The 22889-nt window shown below is 73.4% G+C and carries 24 protein-coding genes; 9 read left to right on the top strand and 15 right to left on the bottom strand.

The features are described from left to right. Positions 1 to 7: 7 nt before the first annotated feature. Positions 8 to 949 (bottom strand): EamA family transporter, encoded by a 942-nt coding sequence (locus B9W62_RS18075; RefSeq protein ID WP_087808109.1) that lies wholly within the window; start codon positions 947 to 949, stop codon positions 8 to 10. A gap of 93 nt (positions 950 to 1042) precedes the next feature. On the opposite strand from B9W62_RS18075, the gene B9W62_RS18085 reads away from it, so the two are divergent. Then, entirely contained in the window at positions 1043 to 1930 is an 888-nt protein-coding gene (locus tag B9W62_RS18085) for a LysR family transcriptional regulator (RefSeq protein ID WP_107424203.1), read from the top strand. A 15-nt stretch (positions 1931 to 1945) separates the two neighbouring features. On the opposite strand, the gene B9W62_RS18090 is transcribed toward B9W62_RS18085, so the two are convergent. From B9W62_RS18090 to B9W62_RS18100, 3 genes are all read right to left on the bottom strand, one after another. Next, a complete protein-coding gene (locus B9W62_RS18090) occupies positions 1946 to 2605 on the bottom strand; it encodes a DUF5063 domain-containing protein (protein ID WP_087808110.1) in 660 nt (219 codons plus the stop codon). Next, positions 2598 to 3197, bottom strand: coding sequence for a recombination mediator RecR (gene recR / locus B9W62_RS18095; RefSeq protein WP_087808111.1), 600 nt, complete (start codon positions 3195 to 3197; stop codon positions 2598 to 2600). Before recR ends, B9W62_RS18090 begins: the two co-directional genes overlap by 8 nt. Before the next feature lie 113 nt (positions 3198 to 3310). Next, positions 3311 to 3658 carry a YbaB/EbfC family nucleoid-associated protein gene (locus B9W62_RS18100; protein ID WP_087808112.1) on the bottom strand — a complete coding sequence of 116 codons (348 nt, stop codon included), beginning with the start codon at positions 3656 to 3658 and terminating at the stop codon, positions 3311 to 3313. A 269-nt stretch (positions 3659 to 3927) separates the two neighbouring features. Here B9W62_RS18100 and B9W62_RS18105 point away from each other — a divergent pair, with 269 nt between their 5' ends. Further along, positions 3928 to 4689 carry an SLATT domain-containing protein gene (locus B9W62_RS18105; protein WP_087808113.1) on the top strand — a complete coding sequence of 254 codons (762 nt, stop codon included), beginning with the start codon at positions 3928 to 3930 and terminating at the stop codon, positions 4687 to 4689. A 25-nt stretch (positions 4690 to 4714) separates the two neighbouring features. Here B9W62_RS18105 and B9W62_RS18110 read toward each other — a convergent pair whose 3' ends face one another. Next, positions 4715 to 7117, bottom strand: coding sequence for a serine/threonine-protein kinase (locus B9W62_RS18110; RefSeq protein ID WP_087808114.1), 2403 nt, complete (start codon positions 7115 to 7117; stop codon positions 4715 to 4717). Positions 7118 to 7330: 213 nt separating this feature from the next. Between B9W62_RS18110 and B9W62_RS18115 the strand changes: the two genes are divergently transcribed. The 3 genes from B9W62_RS18115 (at position 7331) to B9W62_RS18125 (ending at position 10300) form a co-directional block, all read left to right on the top strand. Then, positions 7331 to 8686, top strand: coding sequence for an aspartate aminotransferase family protein (locus B9W62_RS18115; protein ID WP_087808115.1), 1356 nt, complete (start codon positions 7331 to 7333; stop codon positions 8684 to 8686). A 144-nt stretch (positions 8687 to 8830) separates the two neighbouring features. Next, on the top strand, positions 8831 to 9532 hold the full coding sequence (locus tag B9W62_RS18120; RefSeq protein ID WP_087808116.1) for a GntR family transcriptional regulator: 702 nt from the start codon (positions 8831 to 8833) through the stop codon (positions 9530 to 9532). 117 nt (positions 9533 to 9649) lie between these two features. Next, positions 9650 to 10300: a hypothetical protein gene (locus tag B9W62_RS18125; protein ID WP_087808117.1), complete on the top strand. Its 651-nt coding sequence runs from the start codon at positions 9650 to 9652 to the stop codon at positions 10298 to 10300. A gap of 18 nt (positions 10301 to 10318) precedes the next feature. Here B9W62_RS18125 and B9W62_RS18130 read toward each other — a convergent pair whose 3' ends face one another. The 5 genes from B9W62_RS18130 to B9W62_RS18150 form a co-directional block, all read right to left on the bottom strand. After that, on the bottom strand, positions 10319 to 10609 hold the full coding sequence (locus B9W62_RS18130; RefSeq protein ID WP_087808118.1) for a hypothetical protein: 291 nt from the start codon (positions 10607 to 10609) through the stop codon (positions 10319 to 10321). A 38-nt stretch (positions 10610 to 10647) separates the two neighbouring features. Further along, positions 10648 to 11532 carry a sigma-70 family RNA polymerase sigma factor gene (locus tag B9W62_RS18135; protein ID WP_087808119.1) on the bottom strand — a complete coding sequence of 295 codons (885 nt, stop codon included), beginning with the start codon at positions 11530 to 11532 and terminating at the stop codon, positions 10648 to 10650. Between the two features lie 99 nt (positions 11533 to 11631). Continuing rightward, positions 11632 to 11832 carry a hypothetical protein gene (locus tag B9W62_RS18140; protein ID WP_087808120.1) on the bottom strand — a complete coding sequence of 67 codons (201 nt, stop codon included), beginning with the start codon at positions 11830 to 11832 and terminating at the stop codon, positions 11632 to 11634. Between the two features lie 75 nt (positions 11833 to 11907). After that, positions 11908 to 12399 (bottom strand): DUF3515 family protein, encoded by a 492-nt coding sequence (locus B9W62_RS18145; RefSeq protein WP_087808121.1) that lies wholly within the window; start codon positions 12397 to 12399, stop codon positions 11908 to 11910. Positions 12400 to 12664: 265 nt separating this feature from the next. Continuing rightward, positions 12665 to 13948: an adenylosuccinate synthase gene (locus B9W62_RS18150; RefSeq protein ID WP_087808122.1), complete on the bottom strand. Its 1284-nt coding sequence runs from the start codon at positions 13946 to 13948 to the stop codon at positions 12665 to 12667. 185 nt (positions 13949 to 14133) lie between these two features. Here B9W62_RS18150 and B9W62_RS18155 point away from each other — a divergent pair, with 185 nt between their 5' ends. Further along, entirely contained in the window at positions 14134 to 15030 is an 897-nt protein-coding gene (locus B9W62_RS18155; RefSeq protein WP_087808123.1) for a diacylglycerol kinase family protein, read from the top strand. 185 nt (positions 15031 to 15215) lie between these two features. Here the strand turns inward: B9W62_RS18155 and B9W62_RS18165 are convergent, their stop codons facing one another. Next, the gene (locus B9W62_RS18165; RefSeq protein ID WP_179235544.1) at positions 15216 to 15716 is read right to left on the bottom strand and encodes a GbsR/MarR family transcriptional regulator; all 501 of its coding nucleotides are present in this window, start codon (positions 15714 to 15716) and stop codon (positions 15216 to 15218) included. A gap of 88 nt (positions 15717 to 15804) precedes the next feature. Between B9W62_RS18165 and B9W62_RS18170 the strand changes: the two genes are divergently transcribed. From B9W62_RS18170 to B9W62_RS18185, 3 genes are all read left to right on the top strand, one after another. After that, complete coding sequence (locus B9W62_RS18170; protein WP_087808125.1) at positions 15805 to 16731, top strand: ABC transporter ATP-binding protein; 927 nt, start codon at positions 15805 to 15807, stop codon at positions 16729 to 16731. Next, a complete protein-coding gene (locus B9W62_RS18175) occupies positions 16728 to 18347 on the top strand; it encodes an ABC transporter permease (RefSeq protein ID WP_087808126.1) in 1620 nt (539 codons plus the stop codon). Before B9W62_RS18170 ends, B9W62_RS18175 begins: the two co-directional genes overlap by 4 nt. 244 nt (positions 18348 to 18591) lie before the next feature. Beyond that, positions 18592 to 18885, top strand: coding sequence for a hypothetical protein (locus tag B9W62_RS18185; RefSeq protein ID WP_087808127.1), 294 nt, complete (start codon positions 18592 to 18594; stop codon positions 18883 to 18885). Here B9W62_RS18185 and B9W62_RS18190 read toward each other — a convergent pair. The 4 genes from B9W62_RS18190 to B9W62_RS18205 all read right to left on the bottom strand — a co-directional run bounded on the left by B9W62_RS18190 (position 18868) and on the right by B9W62_RS18205 (position 22867). Continuing rightward, positions 18868 to 20109, bottom strand: a complete 1242-nt coding sequence (locus tag B9W62_RS18190) for a cytochrome P450 (protein ID WP_087808128.1) — start codon at positions 20107 to 20109, stop codon at positions 18868 to 18870. The two genes, B9W62_RS18185 and B9W62_RS18190, sit on opposite strands and share 18 nt — an antisense overlap. 105 nt (positions 20110 to 20214) lie before the next feature. Next, positions 20215 to 20961 (bottom strand): SDR family NAD(P)-dependent oxidoreductase, encoded by a 747-nt coding sequence (locus B9W62_RS18195; RefSeq protein WP_087808129.1) that lies wholly within the window; start codon positions 20959 to 20961, stop codon positions 20215 to 20217. Further along, positions 20958 to 21950, bottom strand: a complete 993-nt coding sequence (locus B9W62_RS18200) for an alpha/beta hydrolase family protein (protein ID WP_087808130.1) — start codon at positions 21948 to 21950, stop codon at positions 20958 to 20960. Before B9W62_RS18200 ends, B9W62_RS18195 begins: the two co-directional genes overlap by 4 nt. Next, complete coding sequence (locus B9W62_RS18205) at positions 21947 to 22867, bottom strand: zinc-binding dehydrogenase (protein ID WP_087808131.1); 921 nt, start codon at positions 22865 to 22867, stop codon at positions 21947 to 21949. Before B9W62_RS18205 ends, B9W62_RS18200 begins: the two co-directional genes overlap by 4 nt. Between the last annotated feature and the right edge of the window lie 22 nt (positions 22868 to 22889).

Consider the following 22889-nt stretch of genomic DNA (forward strand, 5'->3'; position numbering starts at 1 on the left):
GGTGGACTCAGGTGTGGGTGGGTGCGGGGGCGTCGGTCGCGGCGGGCTTCGCGGCTGCGGCGGGCTTCTGGGCCGCGGCGCCGGGTCGCCGGGGCGGCCTGGGCTGGGCGAGCACCACGGCCACGAGGACGACCAGGATTCCGACCGTCTGAAGGACCGAGAAGGTCTCGCCCGCGAAGGCGATGCCGAGGATCGTCGCGACGACCGGACTGCCCAGGGCGAGGAAGGAGACCGCCACGGCGGGCAGTTCCCCGATGCCGCGGAACCAGAGCGCGTAGCTGATCACGGCGCCGAACACGATGAGGTAGCCGAACCCGAGGACGTTGCCGCCCGTGAGGGAGTGCGGCAGGCCTTCGACGGACAGGGTGAACGGCAGGGACACCAGGCCGCCCGCCGTGAGTTGCCAGCCGGTGAAGGGGAGCAGGCCCACGCCCTCCGGACGCCCCCAGCGTTTGGTGAACGTGATGCCGGTGGCCATGCAGGCCGCCCCGCCGAGCGCGGCCAGGACGCCGACGGGGTCCAGTGCCGTCGAACCCCGGAACACGAGCAGGACGACACCCGCCGCGCCGAGAGCGCAGGCGAGCACCTGGACGACACCTGCCCTGTCACCGAGGACCAGTGCCGCCAGGACCAGCACGATCATCGGCTGCGCTGCCATGATCATGGCTGCGACACCGCCGGGCAGCCGGTAGGCGGCGACGAACAGCAGCAGGTTGAACGCGCCGATGTTGAGCGTCCCCAGCACCAGGGAACGCCACGCCCACGCCCCTTTCGGCAGTACGCGGGACATGAGCAGCAGTACGAGGCCCGAGGGAAGTGCCCGCACGGTGGTGGCGAGCAGTGGACGGTCCGGCGGCAGCCACTGCGTCGTCACGAGGTAGGTGCTTCCCCAGATCGCGGGCGCGAGCGCCGTCACGGCCGAGGTGCGAAGGTGTCGGCCACTGCTCATGGACCAAGGCATGTGCGGAAGTCTGCCGTCGGCCCGATCAATGAGTCCAACACATGTTTGTCATCTGATTCATCGCGAGGCACGATGAATTTCATGGAGCTCCAGCAGATGCGCTACGTGCTCGCGGTCGCCGAGACCATGAGCTTCACCCGGGCCGCCGAGCGGTGCCACGTCGTGCAGTCCGCCCTCAGCCACCAGGTCGCGCGGCTGGAGCAGGAGCTGGGCACCAGGCTGTTCGAGCGCACCACTCGCCGGGTGCGGCTGACACCGGCCGGAGAGGCGTTCCTTCCGGCGGCGCGCCAGTGCCTGGCCGCCGCCGAACGCGCGGTCGCCGAGGTCGCCGCCGCCGTCGGTGAGGTCCGCGGGCAGCTCCGTGTCGGTGTGATCTCGTCCGTCGCCGCCGTCGACATCCCGCGCGCCCTGCGCGACTTCCGCCGGCGGTATCCGAAGGTGCGCGTCAGCCTGCGGGTGGGCGCCAGCGAGGAACTCGTCGGGCGGGTCGGGGAGGGTGACATCGAGGTCGCCTTCCTCGGGCTCCCGACCACGGCGCGGCCCCAGGGGGTGGAGGCCCATGTGCTCGGGCGTGACCGGCTCGTCGCGGTAGTCGCCCCCGATCACCCGCTGGCCGGCGCGGAAACGGTCGATCTGCGGCGGCTCGCCGAGGAGGAGTTCGTGGACCTGCCGGCGAGGACCGCCGGCCGAGCCCAGTCCGACCTGGCCTTCGCCGCCGCCGGCCTCACCCGGGATGTCGCCTTCGAAGTGACCAACACCCACTTCCTGGCACGGCTGGTCGGCCAGGGCCTCGGCGTCGCGATGCTGCCGTCCGCGTACGTGGCGCAGCTCAGCGGTGTGACCACGCTCCAGGTCACCGACGCACCGGCCCGCGTGGAGTACGTCGTCTGGCCGGCCGGCAGCCGCACGCCCGCGGCGACCGCGTTCCTGCGCCTGCTCGACGTACCGGACGTCCGCGAGCAGACCTGAGACGGCGGGGTGCCGTCAGGTGACCGGGCGCAGCCCCAGCGGGCCCGCGATCTCCTGGACCATCACGCGGCCGGCCTCCGACTCCAGGGCGTCGTCGCCGAGGTCCTGGTCGGTGTCGAGGCCGTCCAGCTCCTCCAGGGGCTGGTTCAGGCGGACGTGGGCGACCACGGACTGGAGTGCGCGCAGGGTCGCGGAGGCGGTGGAGCCCCAGTTGGAGAAGTAGGAGAACTGCCACCACCACAGGGCCTCCGTGGTGCGGCCGGCCTTGTAGTGGACCATGCCGTGGCGGAGGTCGGTGATGACGTCGGTGAGGTCGTCGGAGATGCGGGCCGGGACCGGGGCCTTGCGCGGCTCGTAGGGGTCGAAGACCTCGGAGTAGACGTCGACCGGGTCGAGGATGCGGGCCAGGTTCTCCCGGATCTCGTCCACGTCCAGCTCCGGGCCCGGGTCGGGCTCGTAGCGCTCGTCCGGGACGATGTCCTCGTGGGCGCCCAGGCGGCCTCCGGCCAGCATCAGCTGGGAGACCTCCAGGAGGAGGAAGGGGACGGCCGAGTCGGGCTCGTCGCCCTTCGCCACCTCGGTGACGGCCACCAGGAAGCTCTCGATCTGGTCGGCGATCTGGACCGCGAAGTCGTCCGGGTTCTGGTCGGTCGCGTGCAGCGTGGCGTCAGACATCTAGGAGTCGTCTCCCCTCGAAGGCGCGGCCGAGGGTCACCTCGTCCGCGTATTCCAGGTCGCCGCCCACCGGGAGGCCGCTGGCCAGGCGGGTGACCTTGAGGCCCATGGGCTTGATCATGCGGGCGAGGTACGTGGCCGTGGCCTCGCCCTCCAGATTCGGGTCCGTGGCCAGGATCAGCTCCGTGACCGTGCCGTCCGCCAGGCGGGCCAGCAGCTCACGGATGCGGAGGTCGTCGGGGCCGACCCCGTCGATCGGGCTGATCGCGCCGCCGAGCACGTGGTAGCGCCCGCGGAACTCGCGGGTGCGCTCGATGGCGACGACGTCCTTCGGCTCCTCCACCACGCAGATGACGGAAGGGTCGCGCCGGGGGTCACGGCAGATGTTGCACTGCTCCTCCTGCGCGACGTTCCCGCAGGTCGCGCAGAAGCGGACCTTGGCCTTCACTTCCATGAGGGCCTGGGCGAGCCGCCGTACGTCGGTCGGCTCCGCCTGGAGGATGTGGAAGGCGATCCGCTGCGCGCTCTTGGGACCGACGCCGGGCAGCCGCCCGAGTTCGTCGATGAGGTCCTGGACCACGCCTTCGTACAACGGACTGCCGTCCTTCCTGAGGTTCGTGCACTACGTACGGTAGAGGGCTTCGGCCGGTCTGAGGAAGGCGAACCGGGAAAGGGCCGGATCGGTCCTCCTGGAGCCCTCCTGGATCAGAACGGCAGGCCGGGGATGCCGGTGCCGCCCCCGCCCAGCCCCTGGGCCAGCGGGCCGAGCTTCTGCTGCTGGAGGTTCTGCGCGTTCTCGTTGGCCGCCTGGACGGCCGCGACGATCAGGTCGGCGAGGGTCTCGGTGTCCTCGGGGTCCACCGCCTTCGGGTCGATCTTCAGGCCGCGCAGCTCGCCCGAGCCGGTGACGGTGGCCTTCACCAGGCCGCCGCCCGCCTGGCCGTCGACCTCGGTCTGCGCCAGTTCCTCCTGGGCCTTCGCCAGGTCCTGCTGCATCTTCTGGGCCTGCTGGAGCAGCTGCTGCATGTTGGGCTGGCCACCACCGGGGATCACGTTCAGCTCCCATCACGTCCGGTCACGAGCGTTTTGCCGTTCGGCACGAGCCTACGTGGTCCGGGCGGCCCTCGCTCCAGCACTCTTTCGAGTGACGCCCCGGGAGCCCTATACCTGATCAACGCCCTCTTCCGGGCGGAAAAGCGGCGGAACCGGCGCTTCGCCACCCATTGGGCGGTAGGAAGGTTTCCGGCGCGGGGTTCCGGCGCACGGGTCCTCGCGGACGGCGAGCGGTGCGGCGAGCAGTGGCGAGCAGTAGGGAGTGCCGGGTGGGTCAGCCGGAGATGCAGCCCGAGAGGCCGCCGCGGGACGGGCGGGACGGCGGGGGTACGGCCGGGCCGCGGCCGGGCGACCTGACCGGGCGGGCGTTTCCCCTCGGGGACTGGGCGCTGCCCGCCGAGCGTCTCGACGAGCTGTACCGGTGGGTGGAGCGGGGTGCGCTGGACACGGCGGCCTGGTACCTCGCGGACCGGGTGTGGAAGCGGCGCGGTGCCGTACTGCTGCGGGGCGGGGCCGCGGCGGGGGCGGCCGCCGGGGCGGCGCTGCCGCTGCTCGACCTGGCCGGGGTGGTGGGCGGGGCCGCGCCCTGGGGGTATCTGGCGCTGCTGTGGGCGGTGGCGTGCGTGGCGGGTGACCGGTATTTCGGGGTCACGTCCGGGTGGATGCGGGACGTGGCCACGGCGCAGGCGGTGCAGCGGCGGCTCCAGGCGCTCCAGTTCGACTGGGCCTCGGAGAGCGTGCGGGAGGTGCTGGGGCCGGCGGACGGGACGGCGAGCGAGGCGGCGGAGCGGTGCCTGCTGGTGCTGCGGCGGTTCTCGGAGGACGTGACGGAGCTGGTGCGGGCGGAGACGGCGGACTGGATGGTGTGCTTCCGTCCGGGGCCGGGGCCGCTGGAGCGGCACGCCGCGGCGGCGGCCGACGGGCCCCGCCCGGACGGCGGGGGCGCGGGCGCCACCGGCCGGTTCGCGGTCCCCCCGCAGAACGGCACCCGGCCGAACATGCCCCGCCAGCGCCCGCCGGAGCCCCGGTGACCCCGGGCGACGGGGTCACGTCCCCTCACTGACGGGTGTAGACCAGGGACTCGCCGGTGTCGTCGTTGGTGCGTTCCAGGCTGCCGTCCGGCAGCAGGGTGACCGTGCTGGACCCGCCCGGGGAGCAGCTGCCGGCGGGGCCGGTCCTGACCTGGGACGGGCCGAGCCGCAGCGGCCCGCCGGCGCCCGGCTCGCCGGTGAGGGCGGCGTCGAACACGCAGTGGTACGTGCCGGTGTCCGTCGGCCCGTCCGCCACCAGGGTCAGCACCGTGTCGCCGACCTCGCCCTGCGTGATGGTCAGCCTGCGGGGGTGCGTGCCGGAGGCGTTGTCGATGGCGGTCGCCCAGTCACCGACGTACCCGGCCGGGACGGGGCCGTCGTCGGCGGCCGGAGCGGTCGAACCGGCCGACGGACCCGCCGTAGGTTCCGAGGGCCTCGCCGAACCCGAGCCCGACGCCGGGTCCTGGGGCGCGCCGGTCGACCGCGCGGGTGTGGGGTCGCCGCCCGCCCGGTCGTCGCCGTCGCCGCTCATCAGGGCGTAGACCGCGCCTCCCGCACCCAGCGCGACGACCAGGGCGACGACGATCAGCAGCACGGTGGAGCGGCCGGTCCGGTTCGGTTCCTGCGGGGGCCCGTACGGCATGCCGTACGGGGGCGGGGGCCCCTGGGGCGGAGTGGGGCCGAGGCCGCCGCCGTACGGGGGCTGGTGCCCGGGCTGCGCGGCGTGCCACGCCGGGCCCGGGGCGTACCCGGGGGCGGCGGGCGGCGGCGTGGCCGGGTTCTGGCCCGCGACCAGGGTGGGGAGGTGGTTCAGCGAGTCACCGTCCCCCCTCCCCGGCTCACGCGGGGGCGGCGGCCCCTCGTCCACCGGCCCACTGGCCGCCGGGCTGCCGGACGCCGGGGCGCTGGACACCGGGCCGCCGAGCGCCGGGCCAGCGGACACCGAGCCGTCGAGTGCCGGGCCACCACCCGGTGCATCACCCGCACTCGCGGGACCCCAGTCACCGGACCCGGCAGCACCAGGGTCCGCGCCTCCAGGCCACGCAGCGCCGGGCCACGCGGCGCCGGGCACCACAGCACCAGAGCCCACACCACCAGAGCCCGCACCACCGGACCCCGCACCACCGGCCCCGGCACCACCAGGCACCACACCACCAGGGCCCGCACCATCAGGGCCCGCTCCCCCGGCCGCCCCACCGCCAGGCCACGCCCCGCCTGGCCCCGCTCCGTCGGACACCACACCACCGGAATCCGCACCACCGGAATCCGCGCCACCAGTGCCCGCGTCCCCGGACCCCGCACCACCCGACCACGCGCCACCAGGCCGCACGCCCCCGGACACCCCGGCACCGGGCCCCGCGCCACCCGACCACGCGCCGCCGGCCCCCACGCCCCCGGGCACCGCACTCCCGGCGTCCCCCATCGCGGGTCCCGGGGTGTTCGGTGGGGGTGGTGGGGCTTCGGGGTGGGTGGGGGCCGGCGGGGTTTCCGTGTCCAGGAGTTGGACCGCGTGCCGGCCGAGTTGGGCGACCAGGGCGCTGGGCAGCCAGGGGTCGCGGGAGCGGCCGTCGGAGACCGTGTCCTGGGCGCCCGTGCGCTCCAGGACCTCGGCGAGGCCCGGCCGCGCGGCGGGGTCCTTCTTCAGGCAGTCGCGTACGAGGTCGGCGATGCCCTCGGGCACGCCCGTCAGGTCGGGCTCCTCCTGCGCGATGCGGAACATCAGGGCGTGCACGCCGCTGTTCGCGGCGCCGAAGGGCAGCTTGCCGGTGGCGGCGTAGGCGAGGACCGAGCCGAGGCAGAAGACGTCGCAGGCCGGCGTGACGCGGTCGCCGCGCACCTGCTCGGGTGCCATGAAGCCGGGCGAGCCGACGAGCGCGCCGGTGCGGGTGAGGCCGCCGTCGGTCACCGTCTGGAGGGCGCGCGCGATGCCGAAGTCGATGACGCGGGGGCCGTCGATGGTGACCAGGACGTTGGACGGCTTGAGGTCGCGGTGGACGATCCCGGCGGCGTGGATGTCCTGGAGCGCGTGCGCCAGACCGGCGCCCAGCGTGCGCACCGAGCGTTCCGGCAGCGCGCCGTGGTCGTGCCCGACGACCTGCTGGAGGCTGGGCCCCGCGACGTACCCGGTGGCCACCCACGGCACGGCGGCCTCGGTGTCCGCGTCCAGGACGGGCGCCGTCCAGTACCCGCCGACCCGGCGCGCGGACTCGACCTCCTGCCGGAACCGCTCGCGGAACTCCTCCAGCGCCGCCAGCTCCTCGCGCACCAGCTTCACGGCGACGGTGCGCCCGCGGTCCGAGCGGGCCAGGTAGACGTGCCCCATGCCGCCCGTGCCCAGCCGGCCCAGCAGCCGGTAGACCCCGATGCTCCCCCCGTGCTGAACGCCCGGGGGGACTCCCATCGGATCCCCGTCCCCCAGTTTCCGCATGCTGCGCCGCCTTCCCCCGGAACGTGAGCAACAGAGCGAGGATAGTGCGGGGCGGTCCCGCGAAGGGCGGGCGTTGTCCACGGTTCCGTAACGGAGAGGGCCCGCGCGCGGGCAACGCGCCGGCGACGCGTCGACAACCTGTCGTGGAAAGCCCCCGACCGCAGACAGGACGCCGATTCCGTTTCCGCATCGCGGACATCTACCCTCGGCCGCATGACCCCTCAGCCCTCCCCCCAGGCCGGCACCGCCGTGAAGGCCGCGGACCGCGCGCACGTCTTCCACTCCTGGTCAGCGCAAGAGCTGATCGACCCGCTCGCCGTCGCCGGCGCCGAGGGGTCGTACTTCTGGGACTACGAAGGCAAGCGCTACCTCGACTTCTCCAGCGGCCTCGTCTACACCAACATCGGCTACCAGCACCCCAAGGTCGTCGCCGCGATCCAGGAGCAGGCGGCGCGGATGACGACGTTCGCGCCCGCGTTCGCCGTCGAGGCGCGCTCGGAGGCGGCCCGGCTGATCGCCGAGCGGACGCCCGGCGACCTGGACAAGATCTTCTTCACCAACGGCGGCGCCGACGCCGTCGAGCACGCCCTGCGCATGGCCCGGCTGCACACCGGCCGCCCCAAGGTGCTCTCCGCCTACCGCTCGTACCACGGCGGCACCCAGCAGGCGGTCAACGTCACCGGTGACCCGCGCCGCTGGGCCTCCGACAGCGGCACGGCCGGGGTCGTGCACTTCTGGGCGCCGTTCCTGTACCGCTCGCGCTTCTACGCGGAGACCGAGGAGCAGGAGTGCGCGCGGGCGCTGGAGCACCTGGAGACGACGATCGCCTTCGAGGGCCCGGGGACCGTCGCCGCGATCGTCCTGGAGACGATCCCGGGCACGGCGGGGATCATGATGCCGCCGGCCGGCTACCTGGCCGGGGTGCGCGAGATCTGCGACAAGTACGGCATCGTGTTCGTGCTCGACGAGGTCATGGCCGGGTTCGGCCGCACCGGCACCTGGTTCGCGGCCGACCTGTACGACGTCGTGCCCGACCTGATGACCTTCGCCAAGGGCGTGAACTCGGGCTACGTGCCCCTCGGCGGCGTCGCGATCTCCGCCGAGATCGCCGCGACCTTCGCCGAGCGGCCCTACCCCGGCGGACTGACGTACTCCGGGCACCCGCTGGCCTGTGCCGCCGCCGTCGCCACGATCAACGTGATGGCGGAGGAGGGCGTCGTCGAGCACGCGGCGCGGCTCGGCGCCGAGGTCGTCGAACCGGCGCTGCGGGAGCTGGCCGAGCGCCACCCGAGCGTGGGCGAGGTGCGCGGCACCGGCATGTTCTGGGCGCTGGAGCTGGTGAGGAACCGGGAGACCCGGGAGCCGCTGGTGCCCTACAACGCGAGCGGGCAGGCGGCCGCCCCGATGGCCGCGTTCGCCGCCTCCGCCAAGGCCCACGGCCTGTGGCCGTTCGTGAACATGAACCGGACCCACGTGGTCCCGCCGTGCAACGTCTCCGAGGCGGAGCTGAAGGAGGGCCTGGCGGCCCTGGACACGGCACTGTCGGTGGCGGACGGGTACACGGAGTAGGCGGAGCGGGGCGCAGGCCCCGAGCGCGTAGGGTTGCGTGCTCGTACGCGGTACACATGTGCCAAGAGGCAGACACGTGTACGAGCACGCCCCCGGGCGGCGCCCTCCGGCGACGCCCCGAACGCGACGAGGAGACGCCCGCCCATGCCCGGCCCCAGCGGCACCGGTGCCGTCACGCGCAGCACCCTGCGGCAGCAGATCGCCGACGCGCTCCGCGACGAGGTGCTGGCCGGGCGGCTCCAGCCGGGGCAGGAGTTCACGGTCAAGGAGATCGCCGAGCAGTACGGCGTCTCCGCGACGCCGGTGCGCGAGGCCCTGGTCGACCTGTCCGCGCAGGGGCTCCTCGACGCCGACCACCACCGCGGCTTCCGCGTCCACGAGTACTCGGTCGACGACTTCCGCGGCATGATCGAGGCCCGGAGTCTGGTGACCGACGGGATGTTCCTCGCCCTCGCCGCCGAGCTGCCGGGCGGTCCCGACCCGGCCGATCCGCGCATCGCCGCCGCCCTCGCCGGGGTCCGGCGGCGCGGCGAGGAGGCCCAGCGTGCCGCCGCGGCCGGCGACCTGACCGTCCTGATCGGCTACGACCTGCGCTACTGGCGGGAGCTGGCCACCCTCTTCGGCAACCCCTACCTCTGCGACTTCCTGCACCGGCTGCGCGTGCAGAGCTGGGTGTGCACGGTGCAGCACCTGCGCCGGCTCGACGAACTGCGCGGTGTGCTGTGGTCCGGGCACACCGAACTGGTCGACGCCCTGGCCCGGCGCGACATCCCGGGCGCGCGTTCCCTCGTCGACGCGTACAACGCCCACTCACTCGCCCTCGTCGAGGGGCTCGCCGGCGGATGACCAACGCCGGACGTGTCGTGGCCCGGCCCCAGATGGGTATGGGTCCTGCACGCGGGCGCACACCGCCCACCACCGACTACGCTGCCCTGACCACCGTGCTGTGTGAGGAGCCCTCTTTTGGCCTGTGACCTGTGGCTGGTACCGCTCGTCGACGTCTTGTGCCACACGCCGGACAATCCGTTCGCCGAGGAACTCGCGCAATACGACAAGGTGCTGGCCGAGGCGGGGCTGCCGCCGGTGCCGGTGTACCAGTACATGCCGGGGCTGTCCGGCGAGGTCGCGCCGGTGGCGGGATTCGACTACGACGCGCTGCACTTCCTGCGCCGCGCACACCTCCTCCAGGTGTGCGGACTCCCGGTGACCCCGGTGGACGAACTCGGCGGCGACTACGAGCAGTTGCTGGAGATGTTCGAGTCGACGGCTCAGCAGTCCCATCTGGTCTGGCACTACGACCACGCGGGCGCCTACGTCCCGGTCGACTTCCCGCATCCGCTCGCCAACGACGAACTCCTCGCGGGCGGCGGCCCGTTGGGCTCCTCGCACACCCTGCTGCGGGAGCTGGAGGCGGTCGCACCGGCGCTCGGCATCGACCCGGCCAACCCCCCGGCACCCCCGGCGCCGCCGCGCGCCCCCACGGAGCTGGAAGAGCCCGCGGTGCCCGCGCCGTACGACTCCAGTCCGTTCGCCCGGGAGCGGCATGTGTGGCTGGGGCTGCACGCGGCGGCGACGCGGAGTCTGGCCCAGGGATCGATGATCGTCTTCAGCTGATCCGCGCTTCCGCGCCGGTCAGCCGAGCTGGGACAGGCCCTTGCGCAGATCGTCCGCGTTCATGATCGGGGAGACCTCGACCTCGGCGCCCAGCTCGGTGAAGAACGGCTCGCCGGTGGGCGGCAGTTCCGAGCTGTCCTGCATGTCGAAGACCAGCAGGGCCGTCCGGCGGCCGCCGAGGGGGCCGAAGTAGGCGGCCTCCGGCTTGAGGTGGTCGAGGGTCCGGCTGATCACCTCGGGCAGCTTCCCGCTGCGGATCGCCTCGTTCGCCCGGTCCGTGTCCAGCGTCGCCTTGAGCAGCACGCGCATCGCACTCACCTTCTTCTGCCGACGCGACGTGTACGCATTCAGCTTATGCCCGTGATGTCCAGTTCGTTCAGGCGAGCCGGTTCCGCGATCACGTCGATGCCGGTGATGCGGCCGTCGGCGGCGAAGTCGAAGCGGAGCACGACGCGCAGCCTGCCGTTCTCGGCCATCGCCATGCCCACCCGGCCGTCGACGAGGACGACGGCGGCGGCCCTGGCCCGGGCCATCGAGGCCATCGCGCCCCTGGCCACCTGCTCCATGCCGGTGACGGTGACGGGTGCGGGCGTGGGGACGACCGCCGCGTCCGCACTCAGGACGACGTCCGGGTGCAGCAGGGCCACCAGCGCGTCGAAGTCGCCGCCGCGGGTGGCCGCCAGGTAGGCGTCGACGGCGCGGCGCCTGCGGGGCAGATCGGCTTCCGGCGCGGGGACGCCCCGGACCCGGCGGCGGGCGCGGCTGGCCAGCTGGCGGGTGGCGGCGGGGGTCTTGTCGAGCATCGCGGCGATGTCGTCGAAGGGCACGTCGAACATGTCGTGCAGGACGAACGCGAGCCGCTCGGCGGGGCCGAGGGTGTCCAGGACGATCAGTAGCGCGATGCCGACCTCGTCGGCGAGCTGCGCCTCCTCGGCGGGGTCGGCCGCGGTGCCGGTGACCGCGAGCTGCCCGCGGGCCCCGTCGTCCAGCGGCTCCTCGCGGCGGGTGTCCCGGGCGCGGAGCAGGTTGAGGCAGACCCGGGCCACGACCGTGGTGAGCCAGCCCGAGGGGTTGGCCACCTCGGAGGTGTCCGCTCGGTCGGCCCGCAGCCACGCCTCCTGGAGGGCGTCGTCGGCCTCGCCGAGCGAGCCGAGGATCCGGTACGCGACCGCCCGCAGCCGGGGCCGGTCCAGCTCGAACCGCCGGGCCATGTCGTCGGATCGTGCGGGCACCGTACGGTTTCCTTCCGCCTCCGCACGCCCTCGGCGGCGTGCCGCCCCAGTGAACCATCCCGTGAACCGTCCCGGCGTCCGCGCCCCCGCGGCGGCCCCTCAGCGCACCAGGGTGATCGCCGGCGGCCACAGCACCCCGTCGGCCAGCAGCAGCGACGGCCCGAGGTGCACGGGGCACACCCGCAGCGGCGTCCGCAGATGCCGGGCGACCTCGAAGCGGGCCGGGTCGCCGCAGTCGTCGAGGCCGTTCTCGCCGCCGTACGGGCCCTGGCAGGAAGCGGCGCTGTGGCGGTCGGTCATGGCCCCGATCCGACACCACCGGGCCCGCCGGCGCCCGGCGGAGGGGGCCGAACGAAGGGCTGCGGCGGACGAGGACTACAGGACGGTGGCGGCGTCGTCCAGGCCGATGCACTTGCGCTGCTGCGGGATCCACCGCACGGCCGGGTCCAGGGCGGCGAGGATGCCGCCCACCTCCTCGCGGGGCCCGGAGTACGTGAACTCCACGGCCGGTGAGCGGCCGTACGTGCGCAGGACGCTCACGCCGTCGCGCTTGAGCCGGGCCTCGTCCAGGACCCAGTCGACGCCGTCCGCGGTGACGCAGAGGTTGACGTTCGGCTGGAGCTCCTCGGCGCCGCAGCGGAACACGGCCTTCTGGCCGCCCCAGGAGGCGACCGCGTTGCCCAGGGCCCAGTCGCGGGAGGCGCCGGGTATGTCGTCCGGGAGGCGGGAGACCACCTTGTCGCACTTGGGGTCGTCGGCGTGCGGCGCGGCGGAGACCCGGTGGCCGTCGACGTAGAAGGCCCCGCCGGTCACGACGACGACAACCGCGGTCAGCCAGATCCACGTCCGGGTGGTGGGCTTCCGCATGTTCCGCTCGCTCCGTGCTGTCCGTCGCTGTCGCTGTCCGCCGCTGTCGCTGTCCGCCGCTGTCGCTGTCCGCCGCTGTCGTTGTCCGTCGATGTCGCTGTCCGTCGATGTCGCTGTCCGTCGCCGTCCGTCGGCCGGATGGGTGTGCGGCTCCGACCAGCGTATCCGCCGCCCCGACGGCGACGGCCGGGGCCCCGTGCGGGGTCCCGGCCGTCGGTGTTCGTGCGCGGTGCGCGGTGCGCGGTGCGCGGTGCGCGGGTGGCTCCTAAAGGAACGAGTTGACCTCGATCGTCTCGTCCCGGCCCGGGCCGACACCGATCGCGGAGATCGGGGCGCCGGACATCTCCTCCAGCGCCTTGACGTACGCCTGGGCGTTCTTCGGCAGGTCGGAGAAGGACTTCGCCTTGGTGATGTCCTCGCTCCAGCCGGGCAGCGTCTCGTAGACCGGCTTCGCGTGGTGGAAGTCGGACTGCGAGTACGGCAGCTCCTCGACGCGCTTGCCGTCGATCTCGTAGGCCACGCAGACCGGGATCTGCTCCCAGCCGGTGAGGACGTCGAGCTTGGTGAGGAAGAAGTCGGTGAGGCCGTTGACGCGGGTGGCGTAGCGGGCGATCACCGCGTCGAACCAGCCGCAGCGCCGGTCGCGGCCGGTGGTGACGCCGCGCTCGCCGCCGATGCGGCGCAGGGCCTCGCCGTCCTCGTCGAACAGCTCGGTCGGGAAGGGTCCGGCGCCGACGCGGGTCGTGTACGCCTTGAGGATGCCGATGACCCGGCTGATCTTCGTCGGGCCCACGCCGGCACCGGTGCAGGCGCCGCCCGCGGTCGGGTTCGACGAGGTGACGAAGGGGTACGTGCCGTGGTCGATGTCCAGGAGCGTGCCCTGGCCGCCCTCGAAGAGGACCACCTTGTCGTCGTCGAGGGCCTGGTTGAGGACCAGGACGGTGTCGGCGACGTACGGGGCGAGCTTGTCGGCGTAGCCCAGCAGCTCCTCGACGACCTGGCCGGTGGCGATGGCGCGGCGGTTGTAGAGCTTGGTGAGCATCTGGTTCTTGACGTCGAGCGCCGCCTCGACCTTCTGGGTGAGGATCGACTCGTCGTAGAGGTCCTGGACCCGGATGCCCACGCGGTTGATCTTGTCGGCGTAGGTCGGGCCGATGCCGCGGCCGGTGGTGCCGATCTTCCGCTTGCCGAGGAAGCGTTCCGTCACCTTGTCGACGGTGACGTTGTACGGCGTGATGATGTGAGCGTTGCCGCTGATCAGGAGCTTGGACGTGTCGACGCCGCGCTCGTTCAGCCCGCTCAGCTCGGAGAACAGGACCGACGGGTCGACGACGACGCCGTTTCCGATGACCGGCGTGCAGCCGGGGGAGAGAATCCCGGAAGGGAGCAGGTGCAGGGCGTACTTCTGGTCGCCCACGACCACCGTGTGGCCGGCGTTGTTGCCGCCCTGGTAGCGCACCACATAGTCGACGGAACCACCGAGCAGGTCCGTCGCCTTTCCCTTGCCTTCGTCACCCCACTGAGCACCGAGCAGCACAAGTGCGGGCACGCGCGTACACCCCTTCCGGGCGGGGCATGTCCATGGTCGAGGGCGTATGCGACGGGTTTCCGCCACGTACACCGCGACCGTCGTTGGCCGCCAACCGTCGGACCGGGTGCCCCGGAATAGACGAAGCCCCTGGCGCAACAGCGCAAGGGGCTCTTGCACAAAGATGCTACCCGAGGAAGCGAGGCATGGCCGAGGTGGCGACTTCCGCGAGCTCTTCCGCGAACTCTTCCGCGAGGTCCGTTTCGCTTCTGGTGGTCGTCGATCCGGCCGCCCGACGGCTGGACGGGGAGTCGGTCAGGATCGCGAAAGACGTGCTCAGCGCGGGTGCGTCGCATACGAAGGTGTGTCTGCCGGACGGTCCGGAGGAGTTCGCGCGGGCGCTGCGGCGGCGCGGCTCGCGGCGCCCGGTGGTGGTCGGTGACGACGGCGCGCTGCTGCGGGCCGTGGCCCTGCTGCACCGGCAGCGGGAGCTGGCGGGCTGCGCACTGTCCGTGGTGCCGGTGGGGTCGGCGCTCGGCCTCGCCCGGTCCCTGGGGCTGCCGACGGGAGCGGTGGCGGCGGCACGGGCCGTGCTGGACGGTGCGGAACGGCGCCTGGACCTGCTGGTCGACGACAGCGACGGGGTGGTGCTGGGGGCGGTGGGCGTTCCGCCGGCCCCGATCCCCGTCCCGGGGCGGGAGGACGCGGCGCCCGGCCCGGGGTCGCTCCGCCCCTGGCTGCGGACCTGCCAGTCGCTCGTACGGACGCTGGCCTCCTCACGTCCGGCGCGGACCGCCGTGGCGCCGGGGGCCGCCGGTCCGGCCCGGCTGCGGGTGGAGGTCGACGGGGTGACGCTGGTCGACCTGGACCAGCCGGTGGAGGCCCTGACGGTGACGCCGGAGGGCGGAGGGCTGGCCGCGGTGGAGGTGCGGCCGCTGTCGGTGGGCGCGCAGGCGTCGCCGCTGACGGCGAGCGGACGGACGGTGACCGTGTCGGGGGCGCACTTCCGCTACCGGGCCGACGCGGTGGTGTGCGGGCCGGTGGGGACGCGGACGTGGGTGGCGCGGGAGGGGGCGTGGGGGTTGACGCTGCCGGCGGGGTAGGGCCGCTCAGGGCGCCTGGAAATTGGCGGTGTCCAGCAGGCAGTCGAACGGGGCGGGGATCGGGAGCTTCCCACCGAACGGCCTGGTGGGGCGGGATTCAGATCCCTTGGCGGACGGCGTTCGTGGCAGTCGTGATGCGCCCTCCCCCTGACGCGGACCGGCCACGACTCGGCGCAGCGGACCGGTCACTGTTGCCCGAACCGCTCCTCCCGGTGCACGCGCCAGCGTTCCATCATGGCCACGATCTCCCCGTCGACGAACTCGAAGAAGGCGAGGGTCTCGGCCATGCGCCGGCCCGCCGGGGTGTCGGCGCCGAGGCTGGTGACGCCCTCGCTCAGCGCGTTCTCCCAGCGTTTGAGGACGGCCTCGCGGCTGGTGAGCGCCTCGTACCACTGGTTGCTGTGCACCCGGTAGCGCTCCCGGCGCGAGCCGGGTTCCCGCTCGCGCGCGACCATGTGCTGCTGGGAGAGGTAGCGCACCGCGCCGGAGACGGCGGCCGGGCTGACCCGGAGGCATTCGCCGAGTTCCGCGGAGGTCAGCGAACCCGAGTCGGAGGCCAGCAGGGCGGCGAAGACCCGGGCGGGCATGCGCTGCATCCCGGCCTCGACGAGCTGCGCCGCGAAGCCCTCCACGAACTTCGACACCGCCTCGGGGTCGCGCCCCGCTTCCGCTGGTTCCGTCGTCATCCGTCGATCATCTCTCACCCGGTGGAGCCCCTCATCCTGACGCTTCCTTAACTTCACAAGTTTCTGAAAGTAGCGTACGTTCCGAAGCATGACGAAGGCAATCAGCGTCTCCGGACTCCACAAGTCGTTCGGACGCACGCATGCTCTGGACGGGCTCGACCTGGAGGTCGAGCCCGGCGAGGTCCACGGCTTCCTCGGGCCGAACGGGGCCGGCAAGTCCACCACCATCCGCGTCCTGCTCGGACTGCTGCGCGCCGACGCCGGCGCCGCGCAGGTGCTCGGCCGCGACCCGTGGGCGGACGCGGTGGAGGCGCACCGGCGCATCGCGTACGTCCCCGGAGACGTGACGCTGTGGCGCAACCTCTCCGGCGGCGAGGTCATCGACCTCTACGGCCGGCTGCGCGGCGGACTCGACACCCGGCGGCGCGCGGAGCTGGTCGAGCGGTTCGAACTCGACCCGACCAAGAAGGGCCGCACGTACTCCAAGGGCAACCGCCAGAAGGTGGCCCTGGTGGCCGCCTTCGCCTCGGACGTGGACCTGCTGATCCTCGACGAACCCACCTCCGGACTCGACCCGCTGATGGAGGAGGTCTTCCAGCGCTGCGTGGAGGAGGAGCGCGAGCGCGGCCGGACGGTGCTGCTCTCCTCCCACATCCTCAGCGAGGTCGAGGAGCTGTGCGACCGGGTCAGCATCATCCGCAAGGGGCGGACCGTCGAGAGCGGCTCGCTCGCCGACCTGCGCCACCTGACCCGGACCAGCGTCACCGCCGAACTCGCGGGCGCCCCGAACGGCCTCGCCCACCTGCCGGGCGTCCACGACCTCGACGTCCAGGGCCACCGGGTCCGGCTCCAGGTCGACACCGACAAGCTGGACGCCGTCCTCAGGTCGCTGAGCGAGACGGGCGTGCGGTCGCTGACCTCGACGCCGCCGACGCTGGAGGAGCTGTTCCTGCGGCACTACCAGGCCGAAGACGCCGAGGACGCGGAGTCCGGCGCGGAGGTGACGGCGCGATGACCGCCACCACCGGCGCCGCCGCGCCCGCCTTCGCGGCCCGGTCCGGGGGCTCGCGCCACCTGGCCGGCACCGGCACGCTGCTGCGCTTCGCCCTGCGCCGCGACCGCGTACTGATCCCCGTCTGGGTCGCGGTGAACGCGCTGATGGTGCTGTCCATGCCGGGCACCATCAAGGGCCTGTACGGCACCGCCGCCGAACGCGCCGACCTGATGCGGCAGATGGAGACCAACGCCTCGCTGCGCGCCCTGGTCGGCCCGGTCTTCGACGACAGCCTCGGCGCGCTCACCGCCTGGCGGGTCGGCCTGTACGCCGGTGCGCTCGCCGCCGTGATGAGCCTGCTGATCGTCGTACGGCACACCCGGGACGAGGAGGAGAGCGGACGGCAGGAGGTCGTCGCCTCCGGAATGGTCGGCCGCCGGGCCCCGCTCACGTCGGCGCTGCTGGCGGCGGCGGTCGCCAACGCCGTACTGGCCCTGCTGATCGCCGCCGGACTGGCCGGACAGGGGGCGGCGGGCGCGCCGGCCCTCGGACTCGGGGTCGCGGGCGTCGGGATGCTCTTCGCGACCATGGCGGCGATCGTCGCCCAGCTCACGGAGAGCGCCCGGCTGGCCCGGGGCCTGACGGCGGCGGTGCTGGGCGGGGCCTTCGTCCTGCGGGCGGCGGGCGACTCCGCGACGGACGACGGTTCCTCCGTCCTCACCTGGGTGTCGCCGCTCGGCTGGCTGGAGAACCTGCGGGCCTTCGCCGGTGAGCGGTGGTGGGTGCTGCTGCTGATCGCGGGCGCCACGGTGGCGCAGGGGGTCGTGGCCTACGCTCTCGCCGGGCGCCGGGACCTCGGCATGAGCTTCCTGCCGACCCGGCCCGGACCGGCCGCCGGGCGCCTGCGCACGGCCGGTGCCCTGGCCTGGCGCCTTCAGCGGGGCAGCGTGCTCGGCTGGAGCATCGGCTTCTTCACCGCCGGGGTCGTCTACGGCGGGATGACGGAGGGCGCGGCCGATCTGGTCGGGGACAACGAGCAGGCCCGCGGGATCATCGAGCGGATGGGCGGACAGGCCGGGCTCACGGACGCGTTCGTGTCGGCGATGATCGGGATGCTCGGACTGATCGCCGCGCTCTACGTCGTGGCGTCGGTGCTGCGGCTCAGCGGCGAGGAGACGTCCGGGCGCGCGGAACCGGTGCTGGCGGGTGCGGTGGGCCGGCTGCGGTGGGCCGCGGGTCACCTGGTGATCGCGTTCGGCGGCGCGGCGCTCATCATGCTGCTCGCCGGGCTCGGTTTCGCCGCCGGGTACGGGCAGGACCTCGGGCCGATCCTGGGCGCGTGCCTGGTGCAGCTGCCGGCGGTGTGGGTGATCGGCGGTGCCGCCGTGCTGCTGCACGGGCTGCTGCCCCGGGCGGCGGTGGCCGGGTGGGCCGTCGCGGGCGCGGTGCTGCTGCTCGGGTGGGTCGGACCGGCGCTCGACGTGCCGCAGACCGTCCTGGACGTGTCCCCGTACGGGCACCTGCCGAAGCTGCCCGGCGGGGAGATGAGCTGGTCGCCGGTGCTGGTGCTGGTCCTGATCGCGGGGGCGCTGGTGGCGGCCGGGCTCGCCGGGTTGCGGCGGCGGGACCTGACGTGAGGGTCCGCGGGGTGACGTGAGGTCCGCGGGACGTGACCCGAGGTCCCGTGGGGGCGGTCCGGGCGGCTACGTCTTCGGCCCCCGGTCGGTCGGGCACGCCGCGGCGCAGCGCGGCACGACCTGGACCACGTGGACGGGCTCGCCCGGTACGGAGTGACCCTCCTGGACGGCCCGCCCCACGCGTAGGGCGCCCCCTGCCCGCCGCGGTGAAACCGGCGCGGGGGGCGACGGCGTCCTCGTGGGCATGAAGCGAGACGCGGTGACGGGTGGCGGGTGCCTGGTGTCGGCGGCGGGCGTCGTGGGCGCCGTATGGCTGTGGGGGGCCTCGGACCGCACGCAGCGCCACCTGGGCAACGAGTTCGAGAACAACGGGCAGGACTTCGGCGCCGCCCTCACCGAGTTGCCGTTCGTCTTCCTCGCCGGAGCCGTCGTACCCGCCGTGGTGTGGGGGCTCGGGGCCTGGCTGCTGGGGCGGCGCCGGCGCCCCGAGACCTCGCAGTCCTCGGAGACCTCGGGGGTCTCAGAGCTCCACGCGTAGCCCCGTCAGACCGCGCATCACGAAGTTCGGCCTGCGTTCCGGTTCCGCCGCCAGGCGCAGGCCCGGGGCCCGCTCCAGCAGGGAGGTCATGGACGCCGCCAGTTCGATGCGGGCCAGCGGCGCGCCGATGCAGTAGTGGATGCCGGCGCTGAAGGAGATGTGCGGGTTGTCGCGGCGGGTGAGGTCGAGGCGTTCCGGGTCGGTGAAGACCGCCGGGTCGTGGTTGGCCGAGCCGAACAGCATCGCCACCTCCGCGCCGCGCGGAAGGGTCGTCCCGTCGATCTCGATCTCGTCCAGGACCCAGCGCTCGAAGAGCTGGAGCGGGGTGTCGTAGCGCATCAGCTCCTCCACGGCCGACGGCACGAGGGAGCGGTCGGCGCGCAGGGCCGCCAACTGGTCAGGGTGGCGGAAGAGCGCCAGCCAGCCGTTGGCCGTGGCGTTCACCGTGGCCTCGTGACCGGCGTTCAGGAGCAGGACGCAGGTCGAGATCATCTCCTGCTCGGTGAGGCGGTCGTCGTCCTCGTCGTGCGCCGCGATCAGGCCCGAGATCAGGTCGTCGCCGGGCTCCTTGCGGCGGGCCGCGATGAGGGTGCGCAGGTACTCCGAGAAGTCGAGGGACGCGCGCACCGCCTTCGCCGCCGTCTCCTCGGAGGGGTTCAGCTCGTACATCCCGCAGATGTCCGCCGACCAGGGGCGCAGCGGGGCCCGGTCGGACTCCGGGATGCCGAGCATCTCGGCGATCACGGCGACCGGCAGCGGCTCGGCCACGTCGGTGAGCAGATCGCCGCCGCCCGCCGCGACCAGCCGGGCCACCAGGTCGTCCGCCAGCCCGTGCACGTACGGCTTGAGCCGCTCGACCGTGCGCGGCGTGAACGCCTTCGACACCAGACGCCGGATCCGGGTGTGGTCCGGCGGCTCCAGGTCGAGCATGCCGTGGTCGTTGAGCGTGTGGAAGGGCTCCTGCTCCGGCGGGGGCGGCGTACGGCCGAAGTCCTCGTGGCTGAAACGGTGCTGGTACGTCCGGCCGAGCCGGCGGTCGCGCAGCAGCGCCGACACATCCGCGTGGTGCGGGACCAGCCACTGGTCGCTCGGCTCGTAGTAGAGCACCCGCCCCCGGGCCCGCAGCTCGGCGAAGGCGGGGTACGGGTCGTCGACGAACGCCGGGTTCCAGGGGTCGAACGCGAGGTCGGACGCGAGGTCGGACGCGTCGGTTTCAGCCGTCATGGACGGACGATAGGAAACGACGGGCCCTCCGCGAAAGGGGACGGACGAGGGGACGGACAAGGTCACAGGCGGGCCCGCCCCTCGCCGCCGGCCACCGCACGCTCGTCAGGCGGGGACGGCACCGACCAGGCCGCCGTCGATGACGAGATCCTGGCCGTTGACGTAGGACGCGTCGCCCGAGGCGAGGAACGCCACCGCGGCGGCCACCTCCTCCGGGCGTCCGAAGCGGCCGGCGACGATCCGGCCGATGACCGCCTCCGCCTCCGCCGCGGTGAGCGCGGAGACCGGGTACATCGGGGTGTCGATGTACCCGGGGCTGACGGAGTTGACTCGGATCCCGCGCGGGGCGAATGAGGCGGCGAGTGTCCGGGCGAGGTTGTGCACGGCGGCCTTGGTCGCCGAGTAGAGGGTCAGGACACCGTTGCCCCGGTGCAGGGTCCAGGAGGCGTTGATGACGACCGAACCGCCGTCCACCAGCAGCGGCAGCGCCTTCTGGACGGTGAAGAACACACCCTTGAGGTTGACGTCGACGCCGTGGTCGAAGTCCGGCTCGGTGATGTCCTCGAACGGCAGGAAGGTGCCGGTGCCCGCGTTCGCGAAGAGGCTGTCGAGGCGGCCGTGACGGTCCCGGACGGTTTCGATCAGTGCGTCCGTCGCGCCCAGGTCGGCGGCGTCGGCCACGATTCCCGAGGCGTGGGGACCGAGCTGCCTGACGGCGGCGTCCAGCCGCGTTCTGGTGCGGCCGGTGACGATGACACGGGCGCCTTCGGCGACGAGACGGTGCGCGGTCGCGAAACCCATGCCGCTGGTGCCTCCGGTGACGAGGACGGTCTTGCCGGTGAAGCGGTTCATGCCGGTGTTCCCGTCAGGGTGTGCGTGATGTGGTCGCTGAGGAGGGGCAGCCAATCGGGCCGCGCGTTGCCGAGGAGGTGGTCACCGTGCGGAACGGACAGGTAGGTGCCGTGCGGCGCCAGTCGGGCCAGCCACTCGCCGTTCGTCACGCCGGGGATGACGTCCTGGTCGCCGTCCACGACAAGCAGCGGAGCCGCGATGCGGGGCGCCAGGGCGGTGAGGTCCACGTGCCGCACGAACTCCCGGGCGGCGTCGGCGCCTCCCGCGCGGCCGGCCATGATGTCCCGTACGGGCGGGGGCAGGTCGTCCCAGTCGAGACGGAAGGGACCGCTGACGGTGGCGACGGCCGTCACGCGCGGCTCCAGCGCCGCCGCCCGGGCCGCGAAGTAGCCGCCCAGACTCAGGCCGACGAGTCCGACGCGTGGGACGCCGAGAGCGTCGACGACCCGGCCCACGACCCGCTCGTAGTCCGGCACGAAGGTCGTGGTCGCCGCGAGCGCTCCCTGTCCCGGGCCGTCCATCGCGAACACCGCGAGCCCCCTGGCCAGCAGGGCGGACACCAGATCCAGGAACTCCTCCTTGGCCGAGTCCAGGCCGGGGACGACGACCACGGTCCCCCGCGCGTCCGCCGGGCCGCGCAGCCAGCCCGTGAACCCCTCGCCGCTCACCCGCCGCGCACCGGGCTCCAGCACGGCCAGAGCGCGGCCCAGGGCGTCGTCCGCCTCGGCGGCGGCACGAGGTGCTTCCGCGTACGGCGCCAGGGTCGCCAGGTGGAACCACCGTGCCGCCATCAGCAAGTGCTCACCCGCCGAGAGATCCGATCCCGCGCCCGCCGCGCGCTGGAGGTGGCCGTGGGCGACGCGCACGAAGGAGGGCCCCCAGTCGGCGACGGAGGTGAGGCCGTCGGTAACGCGCCGGTACTCGTGAGGGTCCACGCCCGCTCCCGTGGCACGGGTCCACTGGGCGGCGGCGAATTCGGTGGCGTTCATCGTGCTCCTCCGGTCCTCAGGACGGCCTTGCCGCGTATCCGGCGCTCGCGCAGGTCGACCAGCGTCTCGGCGCTCTGTGCCCAGTCGGTGACGCGGTCGATCTCCGGGTGCAGCCGGTCCTGTTCCACGAGGCTCACCAGGGCCGCGAGATCGGCGGCGTACGGGGCGCCGGCGTAATGGAAGTGCTGGATGGTCACGTTCTCGGGGCCGCCGAGGAGTTGGAAGAAGTCGAGGGACACCGGAGTGCGGCTCGCCTGGCCGAACCACACGAGCATGCCGCCCGGGCGCACCTTCGACAGGGCGAGTGGCAGACCGGACCCACCCGTGGACTCCAGTACGACGTCGAACGGTCCCCGGGCCGCCGCGACCTCGTGCACCACGTGCGCGCCCAGCTCCGCGAGCCGCTCGCCGCGCACCGGCGTGGCCGTCACCGCGGTCAGTTCGGCTCCGGCCCCGACGGCCAGCTCGGTGACGTAGTGGCCGACGCCGCCCGAGGCTCCGGTCAGCAGCACACGTCGGCCAGCCAGGGAACCGGCTGTACGCAGCAGCCGCAGGGCGGTGATCCCGGCCAGCGGCAGTGCCGCCGCCCGTGCGCTGTCGACGCTGTCCGGGAGCACCGCGAGCGAGTGCACGGGCACGGCGGCGTACTCGGCCCAGCCGCCCTGCGCCGGGTGCCCGACCACACGGGTGCCGACGCCGGGGCCGGTCCCGTCGGCTGCCGCCCGCACGACGAGGCCGGCGATGTCCTTGCCGGGCAGCAGGCCCGGCCGGGGGCGTTCGAGGAGGAACGTCTCGCCCCGGTTCGGGGCGAACGCCTCGACCTCGACCAGTACCTCACCGGGCTCCGGCACGGGCTGGGAGACCTCGGCGAAGGCGACCGGGCACGCCGCCTCTCCCGTGGGAATCAGTCTTCGCATGGAGAAGATGCAACCCCCACGG

Origin of the sequence: Streptomyces sp. CS113 (assembly GCF_002188365.1) — a bacterium.
In the GTDB taxonomy this organism is placed as follows: domain Bacteria; phylum Actinomycetota; class Actinomycetes; order Streptomycetales; family Streptomycetaceae; genus Streptomyces; species Streptomyces tendae.